This is a genomic window from Acidovorax sp. FJL06 (assembly GCF_003852545.1).
Classification (GTDB): Bacteria; Pseudomonadota; Gammaproteobacteria; order Burkholderiales; family Burkholderiaceae_C; genus Acidovorax.
In genome coordinates, this window is sequence record NZ_QAJR01000025.1 from 14,684 (window position 1) to 37,386 (window position 22,703).

The window sequence follows — 22,703 nt, forward strand, 5'->3', positions numbered from 1 at the left end:
GGTTGGGATCAATTTTGGGGACGCGTTCCCGAGGTGGAATGCCTCAGATGCTGGTGCACACCCGGTGGCCCCGGTTGTCGTTCATTTCCAGAATCCACCACTGCGCCCCCGTGTTCCTGTCGATGAAGCGCATGTGCGAGGCGATGTTGGCCAGCGTTTGGCTGTCGAGGTGCAGCAGGCGCTGCACATAGTCCACCAGGTCGTCAGCCGCTTGGGTGAACTCAAAACCGTCGTGGTCGAACTCGAACACCTGTCCGGCGCACGCACCATCGGTCGCCATCAGGATGTAGTTGCCCGAGTGGGGCGTCTCGCCAATCACCAGGCAGTGGTCGATCCAGTCGGGCAGGATGTCTTCGCGTTCTTCGTCGCTGAGGTGCTCGGTCCAGCCGTTGAAGGCCTCTTGCAGCGTGGCCCATTCGGCGGGCGGTGCGATGTAGCGGGCGGCATCGCCCGTGCTGGCGTCGTGGTACAGCAAGACGCCGCCCACGGTGGCGTAGAACGCGGGCAGCTGGCCCACGTCGGGCAGCGGCGCATCCAGCGCTGCAGGCGGTTGGATAAGGTGCTGGAAGTTGACCGTTTTGGTTTCTTGCGGCTTGTTGATGCGTTCGCAGGTGAACGTGCCGGCGTGTTCGGCAATGGCGCGGTGCAGGTCGGGCAGTGTCATCGCGGGTCCTGGGGGCGGTCAGAGTTCTTGCGCGTACACGATGAATCCGTGGTGCTTGGCCAGCTTGTCATACAGCTGGCGCCCGGCGGCATTGGTCTCGTGCGTTTGCCAGTACACGCGGGAAGATTTGGCGGCACGGGCTGCGTCGTACACGGCCTGGATGAGCGCCCGCCCCACGCCCCGGCCGCGCGCGGCCTCGCGGGTGAACAAATCGCTGAGGTAGCAGACGGGTTCGATGCGCGTCATGCTGCGGTGAAAGACGCAGTGCGTGAGGCCCAGCAGCTCGCCGCTGGCGTCGTCCTGTGCCACCAGGCAGAACATGGGCTCCGCCGCATCGTGAAACCGCTGCCAGGTGGCCTCTGTGATGGGCTCGGGCAGCGCCGTGGCGCCAAAGCGGCCGTAGAAGGCGTTGTAGCCGTCCCAGAGCGGGCGCCAGGCGGCATAGTCGGTGGGCTGTGCGGGGCGCACGGTCACGGCGGCGGTCATGATCGGTCTCCTGTGGGTTTACTGCAGCACCCGCCCCGGGTTCATGGTGCCCTGCGGGTCCAGTGCCTGCTTGATGGCGCGCATCATGGAGAGCGCCACGGGCGACTGGTACTTGGCCAGCTTGCCGGCCTTGAGTTCGCCGATGCCGTGTTCGGCCGAGAAGGAGCCGCCGAACTCGGCCACGGCTTCGTAGACCAGGTGATTCACATGCTCTTCGTGCTCGCGCAGGAAGGCCTTGGCATCGCCATCGGCGGGCGCCTGCACGTTGTAGTGCAGGTTGCCGTCGCCCAGATGGCCGAAGTTGACCAGGCGCACGCCGGGGATCTCGCGCTGCAGCACCGCGTCGGTGTGCGCCACAAAGGCGGGGATGCGCGAGATCTGCACCGAGATGTCGTGCTTGATGTTCAGGCCCTCTTCGGCCTGCGCGAGCGGAATGCTCTCGCGGATGTGCCACAGCTGGTGGGCCTGGGTGAGGTTCTCGGCCACCACGGCGTCGGTCACGCAGCCCAGCTCGAAGGCGGTCTCCAGCAGGGCCTCGAAGCGGCCGCGCGCATGTTCCTCGGATTCACTGTCGGAGTTTTCCAGCAGCACGCACCAGGGGGCGTTCTCGTCACCCAGAAACGGCACGCGCAGCTGCGGCATGTGCTTGCCCACCAGGCTCAGCGCAAACTGGCCCATCACCTCGAAGCCTGTGAGGCCTGCGCCCAGCTGCTTGTGCGCCAGGCCCAGCAGGGCTACCGCGTGTTCCATCGACGGCACGGCGGCCCAGGCCGTGAGGTTGGCGGCGGGCTGGGGGTAGAGCTTCATCGTCGCAGCGGTGATGATGCCCAGCGTGCCTTCGCTGCCGATGAACAGGTCGCGCAGGTCGTAGCCCGTGTTGTCCTTGCGCAGGCCCTTGAGGCCATCCCACACCTCGCCCTGGGCGGTGACCACTTCCAGGCCCAGGCACAGGTCGCGCGCATTGCCGTAGCGCACCACCTGCGTGCCGCCCGCGTTGGTGGAGAGGTTGCCGCCGATGGTGCAGCTGCCCTCGGCCGCGAGGCTCAGGGGGAACAGCACACCCGCGTTCTGCGCCACATCCTGCAGGTTCTGCAGGATGCAGCCGGCTTCCACGGTCATGGTGAGGTTGTCGGTGTCCACGCTGCGCACCGCGTTCATGCGCGTGAGGCTCAACACAATCTGCGTGCCGGAATCGTCGGGCGTGGAGCCCACGGCCAGGCCGGTGTTGCCGCCCTGGGGCACGATGGCGGTGCCCGCCGCCGCGCAGGCCTTGACCACAGCGGCCACCTCTTGCGTGTTGGCGGGGCGCACCACGGCCAGGGCCTTGCCGCGCACGCGGCGGCGCCAGTCCTGCTCCCAGGCCGTGAGGTCGCCCTCGGTGATCACATGGGTGGGGCCAACGAGGGTGCGCAGGGTGTCAAGCAAAGTGGTCATGGGCAAAACGGTGTGGTCAGTGCATGGATGGGATGGGGCAGGGCGCTGTGCTGGCGGCATCAGGGGATCAGGGGGCCGGCGCACTTGCGCTGGCCTCTGCCGCAGCTGCCTTGGCGTTGCGCTGGCGCACGCGCACATGCAGCGTGCAGGCCGTGAACAGTACCAGGCACAGCGCCACCTCGGCCCAGGCCAACCATTGCGATGGCGGCTTGTCGCTCCAGCCCCGCACAACGCCTTCGGTGAAGTACAGCCAGATCACCAGGCTGACCCAGCGGTAGGTGTACATGCGGTTCTTGAGGATGCCCGCCAGCGGAATGCACAGCGGCAGGGCCTTGATGGCCAGCCAGGTGCCGCCGGGCCGCACGGGGGCCAGCACCAGCTCCCACGCAAGGCACAACACGATCAGCGCGAGCAGACTGCCCGTGGCCAGCCAGCGTGTGGCGGCAACGCCCTGGTCGGAAGGTGGGAGAGGGGAGGCGGGGGCGGTCGGGGATGCGGTCATTGGGGTGGCATCATATCGGCCATGCCCTTGACCTTAAAGACAGCCGCACTGCGCGTGGAGGCGCTGATGACCGAGCTGTCGCACTTCCCGTGGAAAACCACGGCCCAGACGCTGCGCGAACGCTTTCGTGAGGACCACCTGGGGCTCACGGCCAGCAGCCTGACCTTCACCACCATCCTGGCGCTGGTGCCGTTCTTCACCGTGGCGCTGGCGGTGTTCACGGCGTTTCCCATCTTCGGCAAGCTGCAGGATGCACTGCAGGGCTGGCTGGTGAGCAGCCTGGTGCCCGACAGCATCTCGCGCCAGGTGCTGGGTTACCTGAGCCAGTTTTCCTCCAAGGCCAGCGGCCTGGGCGTGGCGGGTTTTTCCGTCCTGCTGGCCACGGCGCTGGCGCTGATCCTCACCATCGACCGCACGCTCAATGACATCTGGCGCGTGCCGCGGCTGCGGCCGCTGGGGCAGCGGGTGCTGATCTACTGGGCGGCCATCACGCTGGGGCCGCTGCTCATGGGGGCGAGCCTGGCGCTCACCTCGTATGTGATGTCGGCCTCGGGCGGGCTGGTCAAGCGCCTGCCCGACGGCGTGCAGCTGCTGTTCGACTCGATCCAGTTCGTGGTGCTGGCCGGGGGCATGGCCTCGCTCTACCACTATGTGCCCAACACGCCGGTGAAGTGGCGCCATGCCTGGGCGGGCGGGCTGTTCGTGGCCGTGTGCATCGAGCTGGCCAAGAAGGTGCTGGCGCTGTACCTGGGCAAGGTGCCGACCTATTCGGTGGTGTACGGCGCGTTTGCCACGCTGCCCATCCTGCTGGTGTGGATCTATGTGGCCTGGGTCATCGTGCTGCTGGGGGCCGTGGTCACGGCCTACCTGCCCAGCCTGCTGGCCGGTGTGGCGCGGCGCGGCACCGTGGCGGGCTGGACGTTTCAGCTCGCCATCGAGGTGTTGCAGGCGCTGCACCGCGCGCGCAGCCAGCCCATGAAGGGGCTGCGCCCCAGCCAGCTCGCACAGCTGCTGCGCGTGGACGTGCTGCAGCTCGAACCCGTGCTCGAAGCGCTCACGGCGCTGGACTGGGCGGGAGAGGTGGCCGATGCGGCGGTGGGCGCATCGGATGTACCCGAGCCGCGCTATGTGCTGCTGGCCGACCCGGCCCACACCCCGCTGGCCCCCCTGGTGCAGAAGCTGCTGCTGGAGCGCGTGCAAAGCCTGGGCCCGCTGTGGCAGCGCTCGGGCCTGGAGACCCTGCAAGTGGCCGATGTGCTGGGCGACACCGCGCTGGCGCGGTGACCGGCTGTTGTGTTGGGTGCTATTTAATGGATAGCTGCTTGCGCCCTGTGGGTGGGCGCAAGCGGCCATTTTGTTCCAATCATAATGGCACCTTGCCTGTCCAGAGGTCCTTGTACATCACCCAGTCGCCCATGAAGCTGTAGAGCGGGCGCTTGAAGCTGGCGGGCTTGTTCTTCTCAAAGCCGAAGTGCCCCACCCAGGCAAAGCCGTAGCCGCAGAGCAGGCCATACAGCAGGTACTGCGGCTTGCCCGTGGCCACCAGCATGGCCAGGCAGACCAGCGTGAGCGTGGAGCCCACGAAGTGCAGGCGCCGGCAGGTGCGGTTGCCGTGCTCGCCCAGGTAGAAGGGGTAGAAGTCGGCAAAGCGCTTGAAGCTGCGCGGGTCGGTGGTGGTGGCGTGGGGGGCGCTGATGTCCATCGTGTCTCCTGGTGGGGGCTGTCTGCGATCTATGGGTGATCCTTGGGCCATCTGAGCGTGGCCTTGCTTGTGCGCAAACTCCTGGGGGCTGCGCCGCTGCCAAACAATTTATACGCCCAAGCTCGGGACAATGCTGTGCCGCGATGGACAGGGGTTGCTGCGGCTTGTGCTTGAACAGGTTTTGCCACCATGGCCGTGATGACTTCTGCTGAATCCACCACCAATCCTTCTTCCCCAGCCCCCGCCGTTGGCCGTGAACGTGCCATCGACGCGCTGCGCGGCTTTGCGCTGCTGGGCATCTTCCTGGTCAATGCGGGCAGCTTTGCATCCACTTACTTTGGCGTGGGCGTGTCCGACCCGGCCTTTTCCCGGCCCGTGGACCACGCGGTGCGATGGCTGGTGAGCTTCCTCTTCGAAACCAAGTTCTATCTGCTGTTCTCGCTGCTGTTTGGCTACAGCTTTGCGCTGCAGATGGATTCGGCGGAGCGATCCGGCAGCGCCTTTGTGCCGCGTTTTCTGCGGCGCCTGTTGGGGCTTTTGCTGTTGGGGCTCGCGCATGCCTGGCTGCTGTTTGCGGGCGATATTCTGGTCACCTATGCGCTGCTGGGCGTGCTGCTGCTGGCCTGGCGCGGGCTGAAACCTGCTGCCGCCACGGCGCTGGCCTTGGCGCTGCTGGGCATGACGGCCGGAGGCTGGGGCCTGCTGGCGTGGCTGGTGGCGCATGTGCCGCCCCTGGAGGTGCCGGTGGCCGAGCTGCATGCCAAGGCGCTGCAGGCCGCGCAGGCCTACCGCGCGAGCGCGTTGGATGCCATCGCCCAGCGCGGGCGTGACATGGCCGAAGGCGTTTGGTTTGTGCTGGTGTTTGTGCAGGGGCCTTGTGCGCTGGCCATGTTCCTGCTGGGGCTCGCAGCCCACCGTTCGGGCTATCTGGTCCGGGTGGCGCAGCAGCCTGCGCATCTCCAGCGGTGGATGGCATGGAGCCTGCCCATCGGAGGGGCAGGGGCCTTGTTCTATGCCTTTGTGCAGGTGGGCGCCAGCAGCGTGCAGCAGCCTGAGTATGTGGGGCTGGCCGCGCTGGCGGTGGACCTGGCCACGGCGCCGTTGCTCACTTTCGGCTATGGGGCGCTGTTGCTGTGGCTGCTGCAGCGCAGCCCCACCGGCCAGCGCCTCGGGGCGCTGCTGGAGCCGGCAGGCCGCATGGCGCTGTCGAACTACCTGCTGCAGTCGCTGGTGGGGGCGCTGGTCTTCACGGCCTATGGTTTGGCGCTGGTGGGCCGGGTGGCGCCCTGGCTGGTGGTGCTGGGCGTGCTCTCGTTGTACGGCATCCAACTGGCGTGGAGCCGCCGCTGGATGGCCACGCATGCCTACGGCCCGGTGGAATGGCTGCTGCGGGCCGTCACGCTCTGGCAGTGGCCCGCATGGCGGCGCGCCACGCCTTGACCGCAGGCCAGGGAGCGGGCGGTGCGGTGTTCAGCGGGCCAGAAAGTCGCGCAGCGCGAACAGCGTTTCTTCCGGCGCCTCGGTCATCTGGTGGTGGCCCACCGGCAGGCTGGCGATCGACACCGATTGGCCTGCGGCACGGGCCGCGTTGACCAAGCCCTGCGCGGCCTTCGGGGGCGTCATCTGGTCCTGCGCACCGAGCGCAAACAGCACCGGGCAGGTGAGTTGCGCCATGGCCGCCTCGCCACCGGCATAGCTGTCGCAGGCCACGAAGCCGCGGTGGAACACGTTGACGACGGCCGGATTGCTGCGCAGCACCTTGCGCGAGAGCGCCATGCCCGCGCCAAACACCCAGGTGCCCGGGCCCAGCGCAGAGGGCGGCGCCGCGAGCGTGCTGCGGGAGAACACGTTGACCATGCGCATGGCCTTTTCCGGGTCGACCTGCGAGGCCTCGATGAGCGCGGGCGACACCTTCATCGGGAAGGCCGTGCCCACCAGCACCAGGTGGCTGATGCGGTCCCGGAGCCGCGCGGCGGCCTCCATGGCGATGAGGGACCCCCAGCTGTGTCCGACCAGGGCTGCGCGCTGCACGCCTGCGGCATCGAGCAGGGCACCGATGAAATCGGCCGCCTGCTCCACCGATGCGGGCGCGTCGCCACCGCTGCGGCAGTGGCCGGGCAGGTCGATGGCCAGCACGTTCCAGCCGTGGTGGGCCATGTAGCGGCTTTGCAGGGCCCACACGCTGTGGTCGTTGAGCACGCCGTGGATGAAGACGACGGTGGGCTTGGCGGCATCAAACGCCTTGCCACCGGTGTAGCAGTAGATGGCAGCGCCGTTGACTTGAATATGCATGGTCAGGCCCCCGCTTTCTCTGCAGCTTTCAGTGCGCGCTTGAGGTCATCGATGAGGTCATCGGCGTCTTCGAGCCCGATCGACAGGCGGATGGTGCCCTGCGTGATGCCCGCGCCCGCCAGCGCTTCGTCGCTCATGCGGAAATGCGTGGTGCTGGCCGGGTGGATCACCAGGCTGCGGCAGTCGCCCACATTGGCCAGGTGGCTGAAGACCTTGAGGGTTTCGATGAACTTCTTGCCCTGCTCGCGGTTGCCTTTGAGGTCGAAGCTGAACACCGAGCCCGCACCGCGCGGCAGCAGCTTTTGCGCGAGGGCGTGGCTAGGGTGCGATGCCAGCATGGGGTGGCCCACGCGCGATACAAAGGGCTGCGCAGCCAAGAATTCGACCACCTTCTCGGTGTTGCGCATGTGCTGCTGCATGCGCAGCGGCAGGGTTTCGATGCCTTGCAAGATGAGCCAGGCCGTGTGCGGGCTCATGCAGGCGCCAAAGTCGCGCAGGCCCTCACGGCGCGCGCGCAACAAAAAGGCGCCCACGGTGCTCTCTTCGGTGAACACCATGTTGTGGAAGCCGTCGTAGGGCTGGGTCAGCTCGGCAAACTTGCCGGCCGATTTCGGGCCATCCCAGTCAAAACTGCCGCCGTCCACCACGATGCCACCCACCACGGTGCCGTGGCCCGAGAGGAACTTGGTGGCCGAGTGGTAGACCAGATCGGCGCCATGCTCGAACGGCTTGATGAGCCAGGGCGAGGTGAGAGTGGAGTCCACCAGCAGCGGCACACCGGCCTCGTGGGCGATGGAAGACACGGTGGGGATGTCCAGCACATCCAGGCCCGGGTTGCCCACGGTTTCGCCAAAGAACAGCTTGGTGTTGGGCCGCACGGCAGCGCGCCAGCCGTCGATGTCGCCGGGCTTTACAAAAGTGGTTTCGATGCCAAAGCGCGAGAGCGTGTAGTGCAGCAGGTTCTGCGAGCCGCCATACAGCGCCGTGCTCGCCACAATGTGGCTGCCCGCGCCCATGATCGTGGCAATCGCCAGATGCAGTGCGGCCTGGCCGCTGGCGGTGGTGATGGCGCCCACGCCGCCCTCCAGCGCCGCCACACGCTGTTCCAGCACGGCATTGGTGGGGTTGCTGATGCGGCTGTACACATGGCCGCCGCGCTCCAGGTTGAACAGCGACGCGGCATGGTCGCTCGACTCGAAGACGAACGAGGTGGTCAGGTGGATGGGCGTGGCGCGTGCGCCGGTGGCGGGGTCGGGGCTGGCGCCTGCGTGCAGGGCCAGCGTGTCAAAGCCGGGGTCGGCGTAACCGGGCATCTTGTGTCTCCCATGTTGTCAATGCAGGCGGGCATTGTGGGCTATATTTGGTAGCAAATTGTTTGTGGCGCCTGCCGCGCGCCGTGGCCCCCTCTCTCTTCTCGCTCTCCCGGAGACTCCGCACCATGAAAGTCAGCGACATCCTTCGCGTCAAAGGCAACACCCTCTACACCGCCTCGCCGGACGAGCCGCTGGCGGGCGCTGCGGGCCTGATGGCAGAGCGCGACATTGGCTCCCTGGTGGTGATGGAACACGGCGACCTGGTGGGCATGCTCACCTTCCGCGAGGTGATTCAGGCGGTGGTGAAAAACGGCGGCAGCGTGGGCACGATGCTGGTGCGCACGGCCATGGACGATGCGCCTTTGACCTGCACCCTCGAAACCGACATGGACGAAGTGCGCCGCATGATGCTGGACCGCCACGCGCGCTACATGCCTGTGATGGACCGCAAGATGCTGATGGGGGTGATCAGCTTCTACGACGTGGCCAAGGCCGTGGTGGACAGCCAGAACTTCGAGAACAAGATGCTCAAGGCCTATATCCGCGACTGGCCCGAGGAAGAGCCGCGCGGCTGAGGCTGGGCGGCACCCGGGGTGCCATTGCCGCCGCCGCTGTTGCCGCCACGGCTCTGGGATCAGCGTTTGCGACCCACCGCCTGGGCGCACAGCCAGGCCTCGATTCCATCGGGCGGCAGTGGCTTGCCAAACAGATAGCCCTGCAGCACCGGGCAGCCATGGGCCTGCAGCCACTGTTGTTGGCCTGCGGTTTCCACCCCCTCGGCGACCACCACCATGCCCAGGCTGTGGGCGATGCTCAGCACCGACACCGTGAGCGCGCGGGCCGTGGGGCTGGTGGTGAGGTCCTGCACAAAGGCCATGTCCAGCTTGAGCTCGCTGATGGGCAGGCGGTGCAGGTAGCTGAGGCTGGAGTACCCCGTGCCAAAGTCATCCAGCGACAGCTTGAAGCCCTGCTGGTGCAGGGTGTCGATGTTGGCCAGGGTCACGGGCCGTGCATCCATCATCACGCTTTCGGTAATTTCCAAAAGCACATCGCTGGCGCGCAGGCCGTGGCGTGTCAGCGCATCGCCAATCTCCTGTGCGAACTCGGGCCGGTGAAAACTGCGGCCCGACAGGTTGATGGCCACACAGGGCACATCGTGGCCCGCCGTGCGCCATGCCGCCAGTTGCCGGCAGGCTTCGTCCAGCAGCCACAGGGTGAGCGCGTGGATCAGGCCCGCTTCTTCCGCGACGGGGATGAACTGCGAAGGGGGCACCATGCCCCAGGTGGGGTGGTGCCAGCGTGCCAGGGCCTCTACCCCATGCAGGGTGCCGGGCGCGCTGCTGAGCACCTGGGGCTGGTAGTGCAGGGTGAGGCTGCGTTCGGCCAAGGCCTGTTGCAGCGCGCGCTCCAGCGAGGCGCGCTCTTGTGCACGGCGGTTCATCTCGGCGCTGAAAAGCTGCAGGCTGTGCCGGTGGTCGCTCTTGGCCTGGTGCATGGCTTGGTCGGCGTGCAGCAGCAAGGTGTCGATGCCGTCCCCATCGTCGGGGAACATGGCGATGCCCACGCTGGCATGGGGCAGGTGGACCTGTTCATTGATGTGCAAGGGCTGGGCGATGGCCTCCAGCATGCGGTGGGCCATCTGCACCGCCTGCTCGGTAGCGCATTCGGACAGCAGCAGCACGAACTCGTCGCCCGACAGCCGCCCGATCAGGTCGCGTGCGCGCAGGCATTGTGTCAGCCGCGTGGCCACCTCGCACAGCAGCGCATCGCCGGCCGCATGCCCCTGGGTGTCGTTGACCTGCTTGAAGCGGTCCAGGTTCACGAACAGCAGGGCGCCGGGGTGGCCGCCCCGCTGCAGGCCCGCCAGCGCGCGCTCTGCGCTGCTGCGGAACATGGCGCGGTTGGGCAGCCCCGTCAATACGTCAAAAAACGCCAATTGGTGGATGCGCTGGTGGGTGCTGTCCCGCTCGATCGCGAGGGCGCACAGGTGCAGGCACACGTCCAACAGCCGGAGGTGCAGCGCCTCGGGTTCACGGTGCTCCCGAAAGTAAAAAGCGAAGGTGCCTATCGGCTGGCCCTGGTGGTTGCGGATGGGGTTGGACCAGCACGCCCGCAGGCCGGTGGGGGCAAACAGGGGGCGGTAGTCGTCCCACAAAGGGTCCGTCGCGATGTCGGTGGCAACGATGGGGGCATTGCGAAACGCCGCTGTGCCGCAGCCTGCTCGCGGGCCGATGGGCAGGCCGTCAAGGGCCTCGCAGAGGGCGGGGGGCAGGCCCGGTGCTGCCAGCGGGTGCAGCCGGCCCTGCGCATCGACAGCAAGAATGGAGGCGGTCACCTCGGGCGCGATGCGCTCGACCTCGCGGCACACCAGCGCCATCAGCTCGCGCAGGGGCAGCTCGCTGACCATGCCTTCCAACACCCGGGTCTGCAGGACCTCGTGCATTTTGGTGAGCGTGATGTCGGTCAGCACCGTGACGCTGCCCCCGGGGCCGCCCGAGGCCTCGTCCGAGGCATTGATCACCATCGACACCCAGCGCGGCTGGCCGGTCTTGCTGTACAGCAGCGTCTCGATGTGGAACTGGCCATGTTCCATGACGTTCTCGCGGATGCTGGCCAGCAGGGACGGATCGGAATGCGGGCCCAGCAGCACCTGGCTCAGGAACTTGCCGAGCATTTCCTCGGCCTCGAAGCCAAACAGGCGTGTGAAGCCCTGGTTGACGTACACCACGCGCCGGGCGCTGTCGGTCATCACGATGGCGTTGTCGCTGGCATCCAGCGCCCTGCGCAGCGGGGCATCTGCCAGCGTCGAAAGCTGCGGTGCTGCGTCGGGGAATGAGGGACCGGGCGTTGGCAGAGCAGAAACAGGCATGAAGGTCCCGAAGGTGGTTTGGGGATCCTAGCAAGCGTGTTTGGCGCTGCCAAGCGTGATATGCCCTGTGTGTCCGGTTTCTGTCATCCGGGATTGACCGTCTGGACGCACCCCGCGCGATGGCACGGCGCGTGCACTGCAGGCACGGCACGCGCGTCGGCAGGCCCTGGGGGGCCAACGGGTCTGGGATAATCCGGCGCCATGAGCGGCAACACCATCGGTACCCTATTCGCAGTCACCAATTTTGGTGAATCCCACGGCCCGGCCATTGGCTGCGTGATCGACGGCTGCCCGCCGGGCATGCCGCTCTCCGAGGCCGACATCCAGGCCGACCTGGACCGCCGTCGTCCCGGCACCAGCCGCCATGTCACGCAGCGCAACGAGCCCGATGCGGTGGAAATCCTCTCCGGCGTGTACGAGGGCAAGACCACCGGCACGCCGATCGCCCTGCTGATCCGCAACACCGACCAGCGCAGCAAGGACTACAGCAACATCGCCGAGAGCTTCCGCCCCGGCCACGCCGACTACACCTACTGGCACAAGTACGGCATCCGCGACCCGCGCGGTGGCGGCCGGTCGTCGGCCCGCCTGACGGCGCCCACGGTGGCCGCTGGCGCCGTGGCCAAGAAGTGGCTGGCCCAGCAGTACGGCGCGCAGTTCCGCGCCTGCATGACGCAGCTGGGCGAGCTGCCCATCCCGTTCGAGAGCTGGGAGCATGTGCGCAGCAACCCCTTCTTTGCCCCCGTGGCCGATGTGCAGCAGTACGAGGACTACATGGACGCCCTGCGCAAGGCCGGCGATTCATGCGGTGCCCGCATTCGCGTGCAGGCCACCGGCGTGCCGGTGGGCCTGGGCGAGCCGCTCTATGACAAGCTCGACGCCGATATCGCCCACGCCCTGATGGGCCTGAATGCGGTGAAGGGCGTGGAGATTGGCGCTGGCTTTGCCAGCGTGGCCCACCGGGGCACGATGCACGGCGATTCGATGACGCCCCAGGGCTTTCGCACCAACAACGCGGGGGGCGTGCTCGGCGGCATCAGCACCGGCCAGGACCTGGAGGTGAGTATTGCCATCAAGCCCACCAGTTCCATCATCAGCCCGCGCGAGTCCATCGACATCCATGGCAAGAGCACCGAGGTCATCACCAAGGGCCGCCACGACCCCTGCGTGGGCATCCGGGCCGCGCCTATTGCCGAAGCCCTGCTGGCGCTGGTGGTGATGGACCACGCCCTGCGCCACCGCGCCCAGTGCGGCGACGTGGTGCCGCCCGTGCCGCCCATCCAGGCTTCGTTTCTGTAATCCCCTTTTTTGCCGCCCTGGAGGCGGTCACTCGCTATGAGCAACCGCTTGTTCAAGGCCGTTGGCAGCCTGGCGCTCGCCACCGGGGTGCTGTCGCTGGTGGGCTGCAGCAGCACGATGGCACCCGCGCCTGCATCGGGTGATGCGGGCGGTGCGCCGTCCCACATCGACATCACCCTCATCGGCTTCAACGACTTGCACGGCAACCTGGAGCCGCCGCACATGGCGCACCAGGTGCAGGGGCCCGCGGGCCCGGTGCTGGCGCCTGCCGGGGGCATGGCGTATTTCGCCAGCGCCATGGCCGCCCTCAAGGCCCAGTCCCGGCACCACGCGGTGGTGTCGGCGGGCGACATGGTGGGCGCCTCGCCGCTGGTGTCGTCGCTCTTCCTGGACGAGCCCACGATCGAGGCGGTCAACCGCATGCAGATCGACTTCAATGCGGTGGGCAACCACGAGTTCGACCGGGGCTGGCGCGAGCTGCTGCGGTTGCAGCAGGGGGGCTGCGAAAAATTCACGACCCGCGAGCCTTGCCGCATCAGCAAGCCTTTTGAGGGCGCGAAGTTTGGCCTGCTGGCCGCCAACACGGTGCGCGAAGACGGCCGCACCCTGCTGCCGGCCACGGGGCTCAAGCGGTTTACCGAAGGGGGGGTCACCGTCACCATGGGTTTCATCGGCCTCACGCTGCAGGCCACGCCCACCATGGTCAGCCCCTCGGGCGTGGCGGGGCTGCGGTTCGAGGACGAGGCCGCCACGGCCAACGCGTTGATTCCGCAGCTCAAGGCCCAGGGTGCGGACGTGATTGTGGTGGCCATCCACGAAGGGGGCAGCACCACCGCCGGCGTACAGGAGACCAGCTGCGCAGGCCTGTCGGGCGACATCGTGCCCATCCTGGAGCGCCTGGACCCGGCCGTGGACGTGGTGGTCTCCGGCCACACGCACCAGGCCTATGTGTGCGACTACAGCCGCGTGAACCCGGCCAAGCCCTTTCTGCTGACCAGTGCGGGCCAGTACGGAACGCTGCTCACCGACATCCAGCTGCGCGTGGACACGCACACCCGCCGCGTGGTGCGCAAGACGGCGCGCAACGTGGTGGTGCAGGGCGAGGCCTTCACCGGCGCCCAGGGGGCCGTGCCCATGACCACGGCCGTGCCGGCGTTCCCTGCCGATGCGGGCGTGCAGAAAATCATCGACACCTACCGCGCGGCCGCCGTGCCCCTGGCCCAGCGGCCCGTGGGGCAGGCGAAGGGGCCCATGCGGCGCCAGCCCAATGCGGCGTTGGAGAGCGCATTGGGCAACCTGGTGGCCGACGCCCAGCTGCAGGCCACGCGGGCGCCCGAAGACGGCGGCGCGCAGCTGTCCCTCATGAACCCCGGCGGCCTGCGCGCTGACCTGGTGCCGGATGGGCAGGGGCTGGTGCGTTACGGCCAGCTGTATGCAGTGCAGCCCTTTGGCAACCAGCTGGTGGTGCGCAGCTTTACCGGGGCGCAGATCCGTGCCGTGCTGGAGCAGCAATTCGCCAGCGGCGGCAACAGCGTGCAGCGGCCCCGGGTGCTGTCGGTGTCCAGCGGGTTCAGTTACCGCTACGACCTGGGCCAGCCCGCTGGTGCGCGCATCAGCCACATGGTGCTGAACGGCACGCCACTGACAGACGCGCAACCGGTGCGCGTGGTCATGAGCAGCTTTCTGGACAGCGGTGGCGACAACTTCACGGTGCTGACCCAGGGCCTGGACCGGCGCGTGGGGGCGCTGGACCTGGATGCGCTGGAGGCCTACTTCCGCCAGCAAAGCCCGGTGGCTCCGCCTGCCACCGACCGCATCACGCGCGTGGCCCGCTGAGGCGGGCGGGTCAGCCGCTGCGGCGGCGCAGCGCCCCCAGCCACTGCAGCGGGTTGAACCCGGTGACCAGTCCGGTCGCCACCAGCACCAGTGTGCCGCCCCAGAGCATGCCTGGCCCCAGGGCCTCGCCCAGGAACACATGGCCCCAGGCCACGCCAAACAGCGGGATCATGAAGGCCGAACTCATGGCGGCCACGGGCGAGACATGCTTGAGCACCCGCAGGTTGAGCCAGTAGGCCAGGCCCGAGGTCACGATGCCCATCACGGCCACGGCGGCCAGTGCGCCCGGCGTGAAGCGCGCCTCGGGCAGGCTCCAGGCAGCGCCCGGCAGCAACAGCACCAGGGCGGCGGCATGGATGCCCGCCGCAATCGACAGCGGGGACATGCGTTGGGTGGCGCGCTTCATCCAGGTGGTCGAGATGCCATAGCAAGCCGATGCCGTCACGCAGGCCGCCGCCGCCAGCAACAGGGCGGGCGTGGGCTGCACAGGGCCCAGCTGCACGATGAGCGCCACGCCCGCAAAGCCGCAGAGGCAGCCCAGCCACTTGCGCGCGCTCAGCGTGTCCTCCTTCATCCAGGCGGCGGCGATCACGCCAAACGGCACGGCCATGGTGTTGAGCAGCGAGCTGTAGCCCGCCGGCAAATGCAGGGCGGCCCAGGCGTACAGCAAGAAGGGCAGGGCGACGGTGAGCGTGCCCAGCCCGAACAGCTCGCGCCAATGGCGCCAGGGCCAGGACTCGTTGGCGACCCGCATGATGCCGATCAGCGTCAGCGTGGCCAGGCCAATGCGCAGGGCCGCCATCACGTTGGGGCCCAGCACGGGGCTGGCAATGCGGATGAAGAGGAACGAGGCGCCCCACAGGGCAGACAGCAGCACCAGCTGCAGGAAGTGGCGGGTTTTCACCGCAAGGATTGTCGGGCACCGGCGCGGGGCCTGCAGCTTGTGGTTTTGAAGACTTTTAAGCAAAAAATGCCGTTTGCGCAATTACAGAAAGCCCTGGCAGCTATTGTTTCAGGAGCGCCAAGCCGTGTAGCCTGGGTGACACTGCTGCCTGCAGAACAGGCGCGGAAGGCGGTTGTGCTTCGGATTGCTATTTAATTGATAGCTGTTAGCGCTTGGTGCGCGGGCACGCAGGGCTCAAAAAGCCCGAGGGCTACTTCGGTGGCTACTTGCGCACTTCATCGACCATCGCGCGGAAGTCGTCGATGTCTTCAAAGCTGCGGTATACGCTGGCAAAGCGGATGTAGGCGATCTTGTCGAGCTTCTTGAGCTCGCGCATCACCAGCTCGCCGATGCGGCTGGAAAGCACTTCGCGCTGGCCCAGGTTGAGCAGCTTTTCCTCGATGCGCTCGATGGCGCTGTCGATCTGATCGGTGCTCACGGGTCGCTTGCGCAGCGCCAGGTTGAACGACGCGAGCAGCTTGCCACGCTCGTACTCGATGCGGCGGCCATCCTTTTTGACGATGGCCGGGAAGTTCACTTCCGGCCGTTCGTAGGTGGTGAAGCGCTTGTCGCAGGCACCGCACTGGCGGCGGCGGCGGATGAAGACCCCATCCTCAGACACCCGCGTTTCGACGACTTGCGTTTCGAGGTGGCTGCAGAAGGGGCACTTCATGGGCGCTGAGAACCGGCTTGCTTAACGGTAGACCGGGAAGCGTGCGGTCAGGGCGTTGACCTTGGCGCGCACGGCGGCGATGTTGGCTTCGTCGCGCGGGTTGTCCAGCACGTCGGCGATCAGGTTCGCCGTGATGCGGGCTTCCTCTTCCTTGAAGCCGCGCGTGGTCATGGCGGGGGCGCCAATGCGCACGCCGCTGGTCACCATCGGCTTTTCAGGGTCGTTGGGGATCGCGTTCTTGTTGATGGTCATGTGGGCGGCGCCCAGCACGGCCTCGGCTTCCTTGCCGGTGATGCCCTTGGCGCGCAGGTCAACCAGCATCACGTGGCTTTGTGTGCCGCCCGACACGATGCGCAGGCCGCGTGCGGTCAGCGTCTCGGCCACCACCTTGGCGTTCTTGGCCACCTGTTCCTGGTAGGTCTTGAACTCGGGCTGCAGCGCTTCCTTGAAGGCCACGGCCTTGGCCGCGATCACGTGCATCAGCGGGCCGCCTTGCAGGCCGGGGAAGATGGCGCTGTTGATGGCCTTCTCGTGCTCGGCCTTCATCAGGATGATGCCGCCGCGCGGGCCGCGCAGGCTCTTGTGCGTGGTGGAGGTGACCACGTCGGCATGGGGCACGGGGTTGGGGTACACGCCGGCGGCGATCAGGCCCGCGTAGTGGGCCATGTCCACCATGAAGATGGCGCCGATTTCCTTGGCGATCTTGGCGAAGCGGGCGAAGTCGATGTGCAGGCTGTAGGCGGATGCACCGGCCACGATCAGCTTGGGCTTGTGCTCGCGGGCCTTGGCTTCCATCGCGTCGTAGTCAATGGCTTCGTTCTTGTCCAGACCGTAGCTGACCACGTTGAACCACTTGCCCGACATGTTCAGCGGCATGCCGTGCGTCAGGTGGCCGCCTTCGGCCAGGCTCATGCCCATGATGGTGTCGCCAGGCTTGAGGAAGGCCAGGAACACGGCCTCATTGGCCGACGCGCCGCAATGGGGCTGCACGTTGGCGGCATCGGCGCCAAAGATCTTCTTGACGCGGTCGATGGCCAGTTGCTCGGCCACGTCCACATGTTCGCAGCCACCGTAGTAGCGCTTGCCGGGGTAGCCCTCGGCGTACTTGTTGGTCAGCTGGGTGCCTTGCGCCCACATCACGGCGGGGGAGGCGTAGTTCTCGCTGGCGATCAGCTCGATGTGGTGCTCTTGCCGGGCGTTTTCAGCCTGGATGGCGGCAAACAGCTCGGGGTCGGTTTGTTCGACAAGAATATTGCGGTCGTACATGATTGGCAGTCCTATGAACTTGTGTCCCTTGAAACAAGGGCTGCCCAGGCGAACGGCGGAACGCAGAAGGAATGGACCCCGTGCGGCACGCTTCCCAGTGGTTCACAAGAGGCAAGCCCTTGCTGGTTTCCACGTCAGCGGCAGCACCCTGTGTGTCGGATGCAGCGCCTATCGCCAGTCGCGTACCCCGCTAGTGTAGCCGACGTGGTGGAGCATCCTTCGTGGGGACGCGCGGTGCAATTTTCAGAGGCCCGAAAGCAGGGCCACCTTGTCTGTGGCCGCAGGTGGCGTGGCCCGTGGCGCGGCCGCCGGGATGCTTTGCACGGGGGCCTGGGTGGACAGCGAGGGCGCGGGCGTGATCGGCATCGCCCGTCCACCGGCCACCTGGCGCAGGCGGAAATGCTCAGCCATCACCTTGGCTGCGTAGCCGCCATCGTCGGCCATGTTGGCTGCGCCCACGTAGTAGCGCAGACCGCCTTCGATCGAGCCGGCGCGTGCAATGCATTCCTGCAGGACCTTGACGCCCACGCGCAGATTGCTCACGGGGTCGAAGGCCGCAAAGTGGCCGCCGAAATTCTGGTACTTGTCGGTGTGCACGCGGGTCATCACCTGCATGAGCCCTTGGGCACCCACGGCGCTTTCCGCAAACGGGTTGAAGCTCGACTCGATGGCCATGATGGCCAGGATCAGCGTGGGGTCGATCTTGGCGCGGGTGCCGATGTCATAGGCCTCGGCCACGAGCACGCTGAGCGGCTCGGGGGCCACGCGGTACTTCTTGCTCAGCCAGAAGGCCACCGCAGCCTGCTCCTTGGGCAGGTCCTTGGGGTTGCCTGCCGTGGCGCGCTCGCTGGCTTCGGGCTCGATGGGCATGCCGAGCATTTCCACCTGGCGGGCTTGCAGCCAGCCGATGAGCTGCTCTTCTCCTGCCTGGCGCAGATCGGGCCGGGCGGTGAGGGCAATGATGACAAAGGCAACGGCCAGGCCGATGAGGGCAAAGCTGTTGTGGGTGATTTCAAGAAAACCTTCGGTCACGTCGGCCGCGAAGGTTCGCACGCCGGAGACTATTTTTCCTGACGCTGTCATAGCTCTTCCTTTCTGAGGCGGGACGGGAAAGCAGGCAGTCGATGGGACTGCGCCTTCCCGGCAAATCGCCTGGATTGGTTCGCCATCAAGACCGGGCTGCACGTCTGTGGAGTGCTTGGTGCCTGGTTTGACTTAGCCGGGGTCGGCAGCGGGTTGGGGTTTTTACTAGCCCGTTTTCGGGGCTGGCGGATTCTAGGAGGTCACTAAATGCATAGTCAATACTAACAATTGATATTTTTATACACTTAAGTTATGAAAAATATGTAAAAAACCACAGTTTCAGGGGCTTTGTGGGGAGGTGAACGCGCCTGGTGCGGACGGTTGCTGTGACACCCTCATGTCAAATTCAATCGGTCGTCTGGCTGTCATTGAGAATCCGATTTGAGTCTGGCGGATGACTTTGGTAAGGTAGAGGCGCCTGTAGATTTCAGGCATCGCCAGACGAAGTGAAGTCTCCCTCCGAGGGCACGCAGTGCCAAGGTGCAGCAGATGCCGCTTCTAAGGCAACCCCTGGAGGCAATACCTTGCCTCCTCGCCATACGGACCTTCATCTCCGTATCGCGACCGATGGCAAAGACCGTTGTGTCAGCCGTCAAGCCCGGCGGGCAGGCCATGAGGCCCTGTTCGCCGGGCTTTCTTGTTTGCGCTTCACCCTTGGGATCCTCTGCACAAATCACCGCGCCGTGTGCATCTGCGGTCTCGGGCGGTCTGCGGCGTTGCAAATACTCGCAATAGCCAAGGCTATTGCTGCGTTTTGCGCCTTGCAGCCCATCCCGATCCGCAGCGCCCACTTGCCGCTCGATTCGTGCAGGGGATCCCTTGGCCATTGGGCATTGGCGTCTATATATAGATAATGGGGGCTGTCCCTGGTGGGGCGACTGTTCGCCCGCAGTAGGGCGTGACTCCCATGGAGGGGCCGCAGCCTGTCTGCCGCCTGTCCACGTCTTGTGCCAGATCACCTGTTGAAGGTTGGTGTGGCGCTCGCAAAGGTGCCCGCTCAGAACCCGGTGAAAATAGCCCCTTTGTTGCCTCGGCGCGCATGCAGTGCGTTTGTCGTGGCAGGTCCTCTTTTGGCAATGCGCCTTGAGGGCGCCTTCGTTATCCATTGGATCCATGTTTCCATTTTTTTCCCGCAGCAAAATGTCCGACGCACCTGAAGTGAATCCGGCCCCGGCCAAAACCCAAGAGCTGCATCCGCTTGATGCGTTGACCGGTGGTGCTTTTTCTGCCGCCACCTCTGGTGAGCGCGCCTCCCGCATCCGTGACTGGCTGGCCACCCAGCCCGCGCCCGAGCAGCTGCAGGAAGTCTTCAAGGAGCTGAGCGGCCGGGACAAGGGGGCCGCCCGTGCGGTGCGCGAGCGCCTGGATGAAATCCGCCGTGCCAAGGGGCAAGAAGCCATCGCCGCCGAATGGGCCGAGAAGGCCCAGGCGCTGCTGGCAGCCCCCAAGCTCAATATTGCAGACGCCCTGGCCTGGCAGCGCGATGCGGCCAAGGCCGGTGCCCCCCTGTCGCGGGAGCCCCTGTCGCTGCTCAAGGTGCAGGTTGCTGATCGCGTGAAGGTCATCGAGGACCTGCAGCACCGCGTGCAGGTGCAGCGCGAAGCTGCCGTGCTGCTGGCCCAGCGCATTGAAGTGCTCTCGACCAAGCCCTGGCGCGATGCCCACGCCGCACTGGAGCTGCTGCGCGCCGACGTCGCACGCTGGCAGGAGCAGGCCCAGGAACTGACAGGCGACGCCAGCTGGGCGAGCGTGGAAGCCCGCTTCCCCCCGCTGCTGGATGCCTCCCGCACCCAGCTGTTGGTGGTGTGGGACGCCTTCCAGCCCGCTGTGGCCCAGGCGGCGGCTGCGGCCGAAGACGCTGCTGCGCCGCTGCCTCCCGTGCCCGTGTGGGCTGATGAGCTGCGTGCCGCGCGGGGCCTGCCAACCGAAGCGGCCGCCGCTGCGGCGGCTGCGGCCAAGCCAGCGCGCGCTGCTAAGCCCAAGGTGGCCCCTGAGGTGGTGGAGAAGGCTGCGCAGATGGTGCGCGAAGCCCTGGCGACGCTCGAAAAGGAAACCGCTGAAGGCCACGGCAAGGCCAGTGCCGGCGCCGCAGCCGCCCTGCGGGCCGTGCTCAAGGTGCATGGCAAGCACATCGACAACGCGCTGGAGCAGCAGGTGCACACCGCACTGGTGGCGGCCGGTGAACTGGAAGGCTGGCAGCGCTGGAGTGCCGACCAGGTGCGCGAAGACCTCGTCGCCAAGGCCGAGGCATTGCTCAATCGACCCGAAGGCCAGGCCCTGGGGGGTCGCAAGATGCAGGAGACCCTGCGCAATCTGCGGGACCAATGGAAGCAGGCAGACCAGGGCGGCGCCCCCAACCACGGCCTGTGGAAGAAATTTGACGAGGCCTGCAACGCCGCGCACAAGGTCGTCGAGGCCTGGCTGGACAAGATCCGCACCGAAGCGGCTGAGCACAAGGCGCAGCGCCTGGCGTTGATCGAAGAAGTCAAGGCGTGGGCGCAAGAACACGCCGCGTCGACCGACTGGAAGGGTATCAACCGTGCGCTGTACCAGTTTGGCGACCGCTGGCGCGAAGGGGGCCATGTGGGTGAAAAGTTGTTTGCCGAACTGCAGCCGCAGTGGAAGCAGGCCATTGCCCTGGCCGCCGCGCCGCTGGAGGCTGCGCAAAAGGACAGTCTGGCCCGCCGCCACGCCATGATCGAGGAAGCGACGACGCTGGGTGCAGTGCCCACGCTGCGCATCGATGCCGTCAAGGCCCTGCAGCAGCGCTGGCAGGCCGAGGCGCAGGCCGTGCCGCTGGATCGCAAGCACGAGCAAAAGCTGTGGGATTCCTTCCGCAAGCCCATTGACGAGGCCTTCAACCGCAAGTCGGCTGACCGAGAAAAGGCTGCGACTGAACTGAGTGCGCGCGACCGCGCGGTGCTGGATGCCTCCAAGGCTCTGGAGGCCGCCAATGCCACGGGCGACGCCCAGCAGATCCGTGCCGCCGTGCAGGCGCTGGAAGCCGCATTGCGTGGCCAGGCCCAGGCGGCCGAAGCGGTCGCCTCCGCGCAGAAGGTGGAGGCGGAGCAAAGCGCTGCCGCGCCTGCAGAGCAGGCCGGTGGTGGCGACGCTCCCGTGGCGGATGCCGATGCAGATGGAGTCACGGCCGATGGCGAAGCTGCAGCCCCTACTGCGGCCCCTGTGGCGCCTCCCAAGCCGGCCCGCCCTGTGGTGGCGGTGCGTGGCGACGACCGCCCGGGCATGAAAAAGGACGCTCCAGCAGCCCCTGGCCGTGGTGCGCGCCCAGGGGACCGCCGCGATGGCCGCCCTGGCGACCGTGATGCTGGCCGTGGTCCACGTGCCGAAGGCCGTTTTGGTGATCGCAATGACCGTGGCGGCCGCATGGGGGATCGTCCTGCCCACGAAGACCGTGGCCCCCGTCTGGGCGATGCGGCTTTCCGGGCGCAGCGCGACGCCATGGAGCATGCCCAGCTGGCATTGAAAAAGCTGGCAGCCCAGGCCCATGGTGAAACCCTGACCCAGCTGCTTGCCGCATGGGACAAGCGCGATCCAGCCCAGGTCCCCAGTGCGCAAGACCTCGGTGGCCGCGTGACGGCCCCCGTGCGCGCCGCTTGGGCCCAGGCGCTGTCTGCCGCGCCCCAGGGTGATGCATCCGAAGCCCTGCTGCGCATGGAAATGGCGGCCGAAGCCCCCACGCCTGCAGAGTACATCGCCGCGCGGCGCATGCTGCAGCTGCAGCTGCTGACGCGCCGCAACGATCCGGCCCCGGCCCAGACCTGGGGTCAGGATGCCGCGCGGGTGCTGGCCAGTGCCAGCGATGCCGCAAGCGCCCGGCGCCTGCAGAACGTGCTGAAGACGCTGCTGCGCAAGTAAAACAAGCAGGGTGGGTGCACGCGGTGGCCCGCAGGGGCTGCCGAAGACGGCTGTGCACCCGTCGGTTTGAGCCGGCGGGTGTGCGGGCCGGGTGTGCTGGCGTGGCTGCGGTTGGCTGTAGATTGAGGCGAGCCTGGAATGGGCATCGCTTGCAAAGCCCGGTAGCAGGTACCTGGGTTGCTTTGTGCTGCAGAAACAAAAAATCCCCGGCGTGCGGGGATTTTTTGGGTGCTGCCTGCTGCTTTTGATGGCAGTGGCATTTATTAATGGCGGAGAGGGCGTCTACCTCCGCCATAGCCAAGGACGTCCAGTAGTGGTCGATGAAGTTCTGTAAGTTATTGAAATGTATGAATTTTGTCAGCCTGGCTTGTCCATTGATGTCCAACAAAATCTGGCTCTTTCTAAACTAAAAAGGCATACAAAAAGGTATACTGAAAATCATCGCAATTGGTATACAGAGGGCTC

At 66.5% G+C, this 22,703-nt stretch carries 18 protein-coding genes and 1 riboswitch; of the genes, 6 read left to right on the forward strand and 12 right to left on the reverse strand.

Features of this window, described 5'->3' with window-relative positions:
- Positions 1–43: 43 nt before the first annotated feature.
- The 4 genes from DBV10_RS14465 to DBV10_RS14480 form a co-directional block, all read right to left on the reverse strand.
- Positions 44–664 carry an SMI1/KNR4 family protein gene (locus tag DBV10_RS14465; RefSeq protein ID WP_124514320.1) on the reverse strand — a complete coding sequence of 207 codons (621 nt, stop codon included), beginning with the start codon at positions 662–664 and terminating at the stop codon, positions 44–46.
- 18 nt (positions 665–682) lie between these two features.
- Positions 683–1,150 carry a GNAT family N-acetyltransferase gene (locus tag DBV10_RS14470; protein ID WP_124514321.1) on the reverse strand — a complete coding sequence of 156 codons (468 nt, stop codon included), beginning with the start codon at positions 1,148–1,150 and terminating at the stop codon, positions 683–685.
- 18 nt (positions 1,151–1,168) lie between these two features.
- A complete protein-coding gene (locus DBV10_RS14475) occupies positions 1,169–2,584 on the reverse strand; it encodes an FAD-binding oxidoreductase (protein ID WP_124514322.1) in 1,416 nt (471 codons plus the stop codon).
- Between the two features lie 67 nt (positions 2,585–2,651).
- Positions 2,652–3,086: a DUF2069 domain-containing protein gene (locus DBV10_RS14480; RefSeq protein WP_124514323.1), complete on the reverse strand. Its 435-nt coding sequence runs from the start codon at positions 3,084–3,086 to the stop codon at positions 2,652–2,654.
- 21 nt (positions 3,087–3,107) lie between these two features.
- On the opposite strand from DBV10_RS14480, the gene DBV10_RS14485 reads away from it, so the two are divergent.
- Positions 3,108–4,370: a YihY family inner membrane protein gene (locus DBV10_RS14485; RefSeq protein ID WP_124514324.1), complete on the forward strand. Its 1,263-nt coding sequence runs from the start codon at positions 3,108–3,110 to the stop codon at positions 4,368–4,370.
- 79 nt (positions 4,371–4,449) lie between these two features.
- Here DBV10_RS14485 and DBV10_RS14490 read toward each other — a convergent pair whose 3' ends face one another.
- Positions 4,450–4,788, reverse strand: a complete 339-nt coding sequence (locus tag DBV10_RS14490; protein ID WP_124514325.1) for an Mpo1-like protein — start codon at positions 4,786–4,788, stop codon at positions 4,450–4,452.
- Between the two features lie 189 nt (positions 4,789–4,977).
- Here DBV10_RS14490 and DBV10_RS14495 point away from each other — a divergent pair, with 189 nt between their 5' ends.
- Positions 4,978–6,228 carry a DUF418 domain-containing protein gene (locus DBV10_RS14495; protein WP_124514326.1) on the forward strand — a complete coding sequence of 417 codons (1,251 nt, stop codon included), beginning with the start codon at positions 4,978–4,980 and terminating at the stop codon, positions 6,226–6,228.
- Positions 6,229–6,258: 30 nt separating this feature from the next.
- On the opposite strand, the gene DBV10_RS14500 is transcribed toward DBV10_RS14495, so the two are convergent.
- Both DBV10_RS14500 and DBV10_RS14505 read right to left on the reverse strand, forming a co-directional pair.
- Positions 6,259–7,080 carry an alpha/beta fold hydrolase gene (locus tag DBV10_RS14500; RefSeq protein WP_124514327.1) on the reverse strand — a complete coding sequence of 274 codons (822 nt, stop codon included), beginning with the start codon at positions 7,078–7,080 and terminating at the stop codon, positions 6,259–6,261.
- A 2-nt stretch (positions 7,081–7,082) separates the two neighbouring features.
- Positions 7,083–8,393 carry an O-acetylhomoserine aminocarboxypropyltransferase gene (locus tag DBV10_RS14505; RefSeq protein ID WP_124514328.1) on the reverse strand — a complete coding sequence of 437 codons (1,311 nt, stop codon included), beginning with the start codon at positions 8,391–8,393 and terminating at the stop codon, positions 7,083–7,085.
- A gap of 125 nt (positions 8,394–8,518) precedes the next feature.
- Here DBV10_RS14505 and DBV10_RS14510 point away from each other — a divergent pair, with 125 nt between their 5' ends.
- Positions 8,519–8,968 carry a CBS domain-containing protein gene (locus tag DBV10_RS14510; RefSeq protein ID WP_124514329.1) on the forward strand — a complete coding sequence of 150 codons (450 nt, stop codon included), beginning with the start codon at positions 8,519–8,521 and terminating at the stop codon, positions 8,966–8,968.
- Between the two features lie 59 nt (positions 8,969–9,027).
- Here the strand turns inward: DBV10_RS14510 and DBV10_RS14515 are convergent, their stop codons facing one another.
- Positions 9,028–11,262 carry an EAL domain-containing protein gene (locus DBV10_RS14515; RefSeq protein ID WP_124514330.1) on the reverse strand — a complete coding sequence of 745 codons (2,235 nt, stop codon included), beginning with the start codon at positions 11,260–11,262 and terminating at the stop codon, positions 9,028–9,030.
- A 201-nt stretch (positions 11,263–11,463) separates the two neighbouring features.
- On the opposite strand from DBV10_RS14515, the gene aroC reads away from it, so the two are divergent.
- The gene (gene aroC, locus DBV10_RS14520) at positions 11,464–12,561 is read left to right on the forward strand and encodes a chorismate synthase (RefSeq protein WP_124514331.1); all 1,098 of its coding nucleotides are present in this window, start codon (positions 11,464–11,466) and stop codon (positions 12,559–12,561) included.
- Between the two features lie 36 nt (positions 12,562–12,597).
- Complete coding sequence (locus DBV10_RS14525) at positions 12,598–14,397, forward strand: bifunctional UDP-sugar hydrolase/5'-nucleotidase (RefSeq protein ID WP_199740110.1); 1,800 nt, start codon at positions 12,598–12,600, stop codon at positions 14,395–14,397.
- A 10-nt stretch (positions 14,398–14,407) separates the two neighbouring features.
- Here the strand turns inward: DBV10_RS14525 and DBV10_RS14530 are convergent, their stop codons facing one another.
- The 4 genes from DBV10_RS14530 to DBV10_RS14545 all read right to left on the reverse strand — a co-directional run bounded on the left by DBV10_RS14530 (position 14,408) and on the right by DBV10_RS14545 (position 18,362).
- Complete coding sequence (locus DBV10_RS14530) at positions 14,408–15,310, reverse strand: DMT family transporter (protein ID WP_124514417.1); 903 nt, start codon at positions 15,308–15,310, stop codon at positions 14,408–14,410.
- 253 nt (positions 15,311–15,563) lie between these two features.
- On the reverse strand, positions 15,564–16,013 hold the full coding sequence (nrdR, locus tag DBV10_RS14535) for a transcriptional regulator NrdR (protein ID WP_124514332.1): 450 nt from the start codon (positions 16,011–16,013) through the stop codon (positions 15,564–15,566).
- A 21-nt stretch (positions 16,014–16,034) separates the two neighbouring features.
- Complete coding sequence (gene glyA, locus DBV10_RS14540) at positions 16,035–17,279, reverse strand: serine hydroxymethyltransferase (RefSeq protein ID WP_124514333.1); 1,245 nt, start codon at positions 17,277–17,279, stop codon at positions 16,035–16,037.
- A 35-nt stretch (positions 17,280–17,314) separates the two neighbouring features.
- Positions 17,315–17,471, reverse strand: a riboswitch (ZMP/ZTP riboswitch).
- 51 nt (positions 17,472–17,522) lie between these two features.
- The gene (locus DBV10_RS14545) at positions 17,523–18,362 is read right to left on the reverse strand and encodes a lytic transglycosylase domain-containing protein (protein WP_124514334.1); all 840 of its coding nucleotides are present in this window, start codon (positions 18,360–18,362) and stop codon (positions 17,523–17,525) included.
- Between the two features lie 1,113 nt (positions 18,363–19,475).
- Here DBV10_RS14545 and DBV10_RS14555 point away from each other — a divergent pair.
- Positions 19,476–22,238: a DUF349 domain-containing protein gene (locus tag DBV10_RS14555; RefSeq protein ID WP_124514336.1), complete on the forward strand. Its 2,763-nt coding sequence runs from the start codon at positions 19,476–19,478 to the stop codon at positions 22,236–22,238.
- The last annotated feature ends 465 nt before the right edge of the window (positions 22,239–22,703 follow it).

Bases quoted from the DNA above. Each gene is read 5' to 3' on its own strand.
- DBV10_RS14465 (WP_124514320.1), bottom strand. From the start codon at position 664: ATGACACTGCCCGACCTGCACCGCGCCATTGCCGAACACGCCGGCACG.
- DBV10_RS14555 (WP_124514336.1), top strand. From the start codon at position 19,476: ATGTTTCCATTTTTTTCCCGCAGCAAAATGTCCGACGCACCTGAAGTG.
- DBV10_RS14490 (WP_124514325.1), bottom strand. From the start codon at position 4,788: ATGGACATCAGCGCCCCCCACGCCACCACCACCGACCCGCGCAGCTTC.
- DBV10_RS14510 (WP_124514329.1), top strand. From the start codon at position 8,519: ATGAAAGTCAGCGACATCCTTCGCGTCAAAGGCAACACCCTCTACACC.
- DBV10_RS14495 (WP_124514326.1), top strand. From the start codon at position 4,978: ATGGCCGTGATGACTTCTGCTGAATCCACCACCAATCCTTCTTCCCCA.
- DBV10_RS14485 (WP_124514324.1), top strand. From the start codon at position 3,108: ATGCCCTTGACCTTAAAGACAGCCGCACTGCGCGTGGAGGCGCTGATG.
- DBV10_RS14545 (WP_124514334.1), bottom strand. From the start codon at position 18,362: ATGACAGCGTCAGGAAAAATAGTCTCCGGCGTGCGAACCTTCGCGGCC.
- DBV10_RS14500 (WP_124514327.1), bottom strand. From the start codon at position 7,080: ATGCATATTCAAGTCAACGGCGCTGCCATCTACTGCTACACCGGTGGC.
- DBV10_RS14525 (WP_199740110.1), top strand. From the start codon at position 12,598: ATGAGCAACCGCTTGTTCAAGGCCGTTGGCAGCCTGGCGCTCGCCACC.
- DBV10_RS14505 (WP_124514328.1), bottom strand. From the start codon at position 8,393: ATGCCCGGTTACGCCGACCCCGGCTTTGACACGCTGGCCCTGCACGCA.
- DBV10_RS14480 (WP_124514323.1), bottom strand. From the start codon at position 3,086: ATGACCGCATCCCCGACCGCCCCCGCCTCCCCTCTCCCACCTTCCGAC.
- DBV10_RS14475 (WP_124514322.1), bottom strand. From the start codon at position 2,584: ATGACCACTTTGCTTGACACCCTGCGCACCCTCGTTGGCCCCACCCAT.
- glyA (WP_124514333.1), bottom strand. From the start codon at position 17,279: ATGTACGACCGCAATATTCTTGTCGAACAAACCGACCCCGAGCTGTTT.
- nrdR (WP_124514332.1), bottom strand. From the start codon at position 16,013: ATGAAGTGCCCCTTCTGCAGCCACCTCGAAACGCAAGTCGTCGAAACG.
- DBV10_RS14515 (WP_124514330.1), bottom strand. From the start codon at position 11,262: ATGCCTGTTTCTGCTCTGCCAACGCCCGGTCCCTCATTCCCCGACGCA.
- DBV10_RS14470 (WP_124514321.1), bottom strand. From the start codon at position 1,150: ATGACCGCCGCCGTGACCGTGCGCCCCGCACAGCCCACCGACTATGCC.
- aroC (WP_124514331.1), top strand. From the start codon at position 11,464: ATGAGCGGCAACACCATCGGTACCCTATTCGCAGTCACCAATTTTGGT.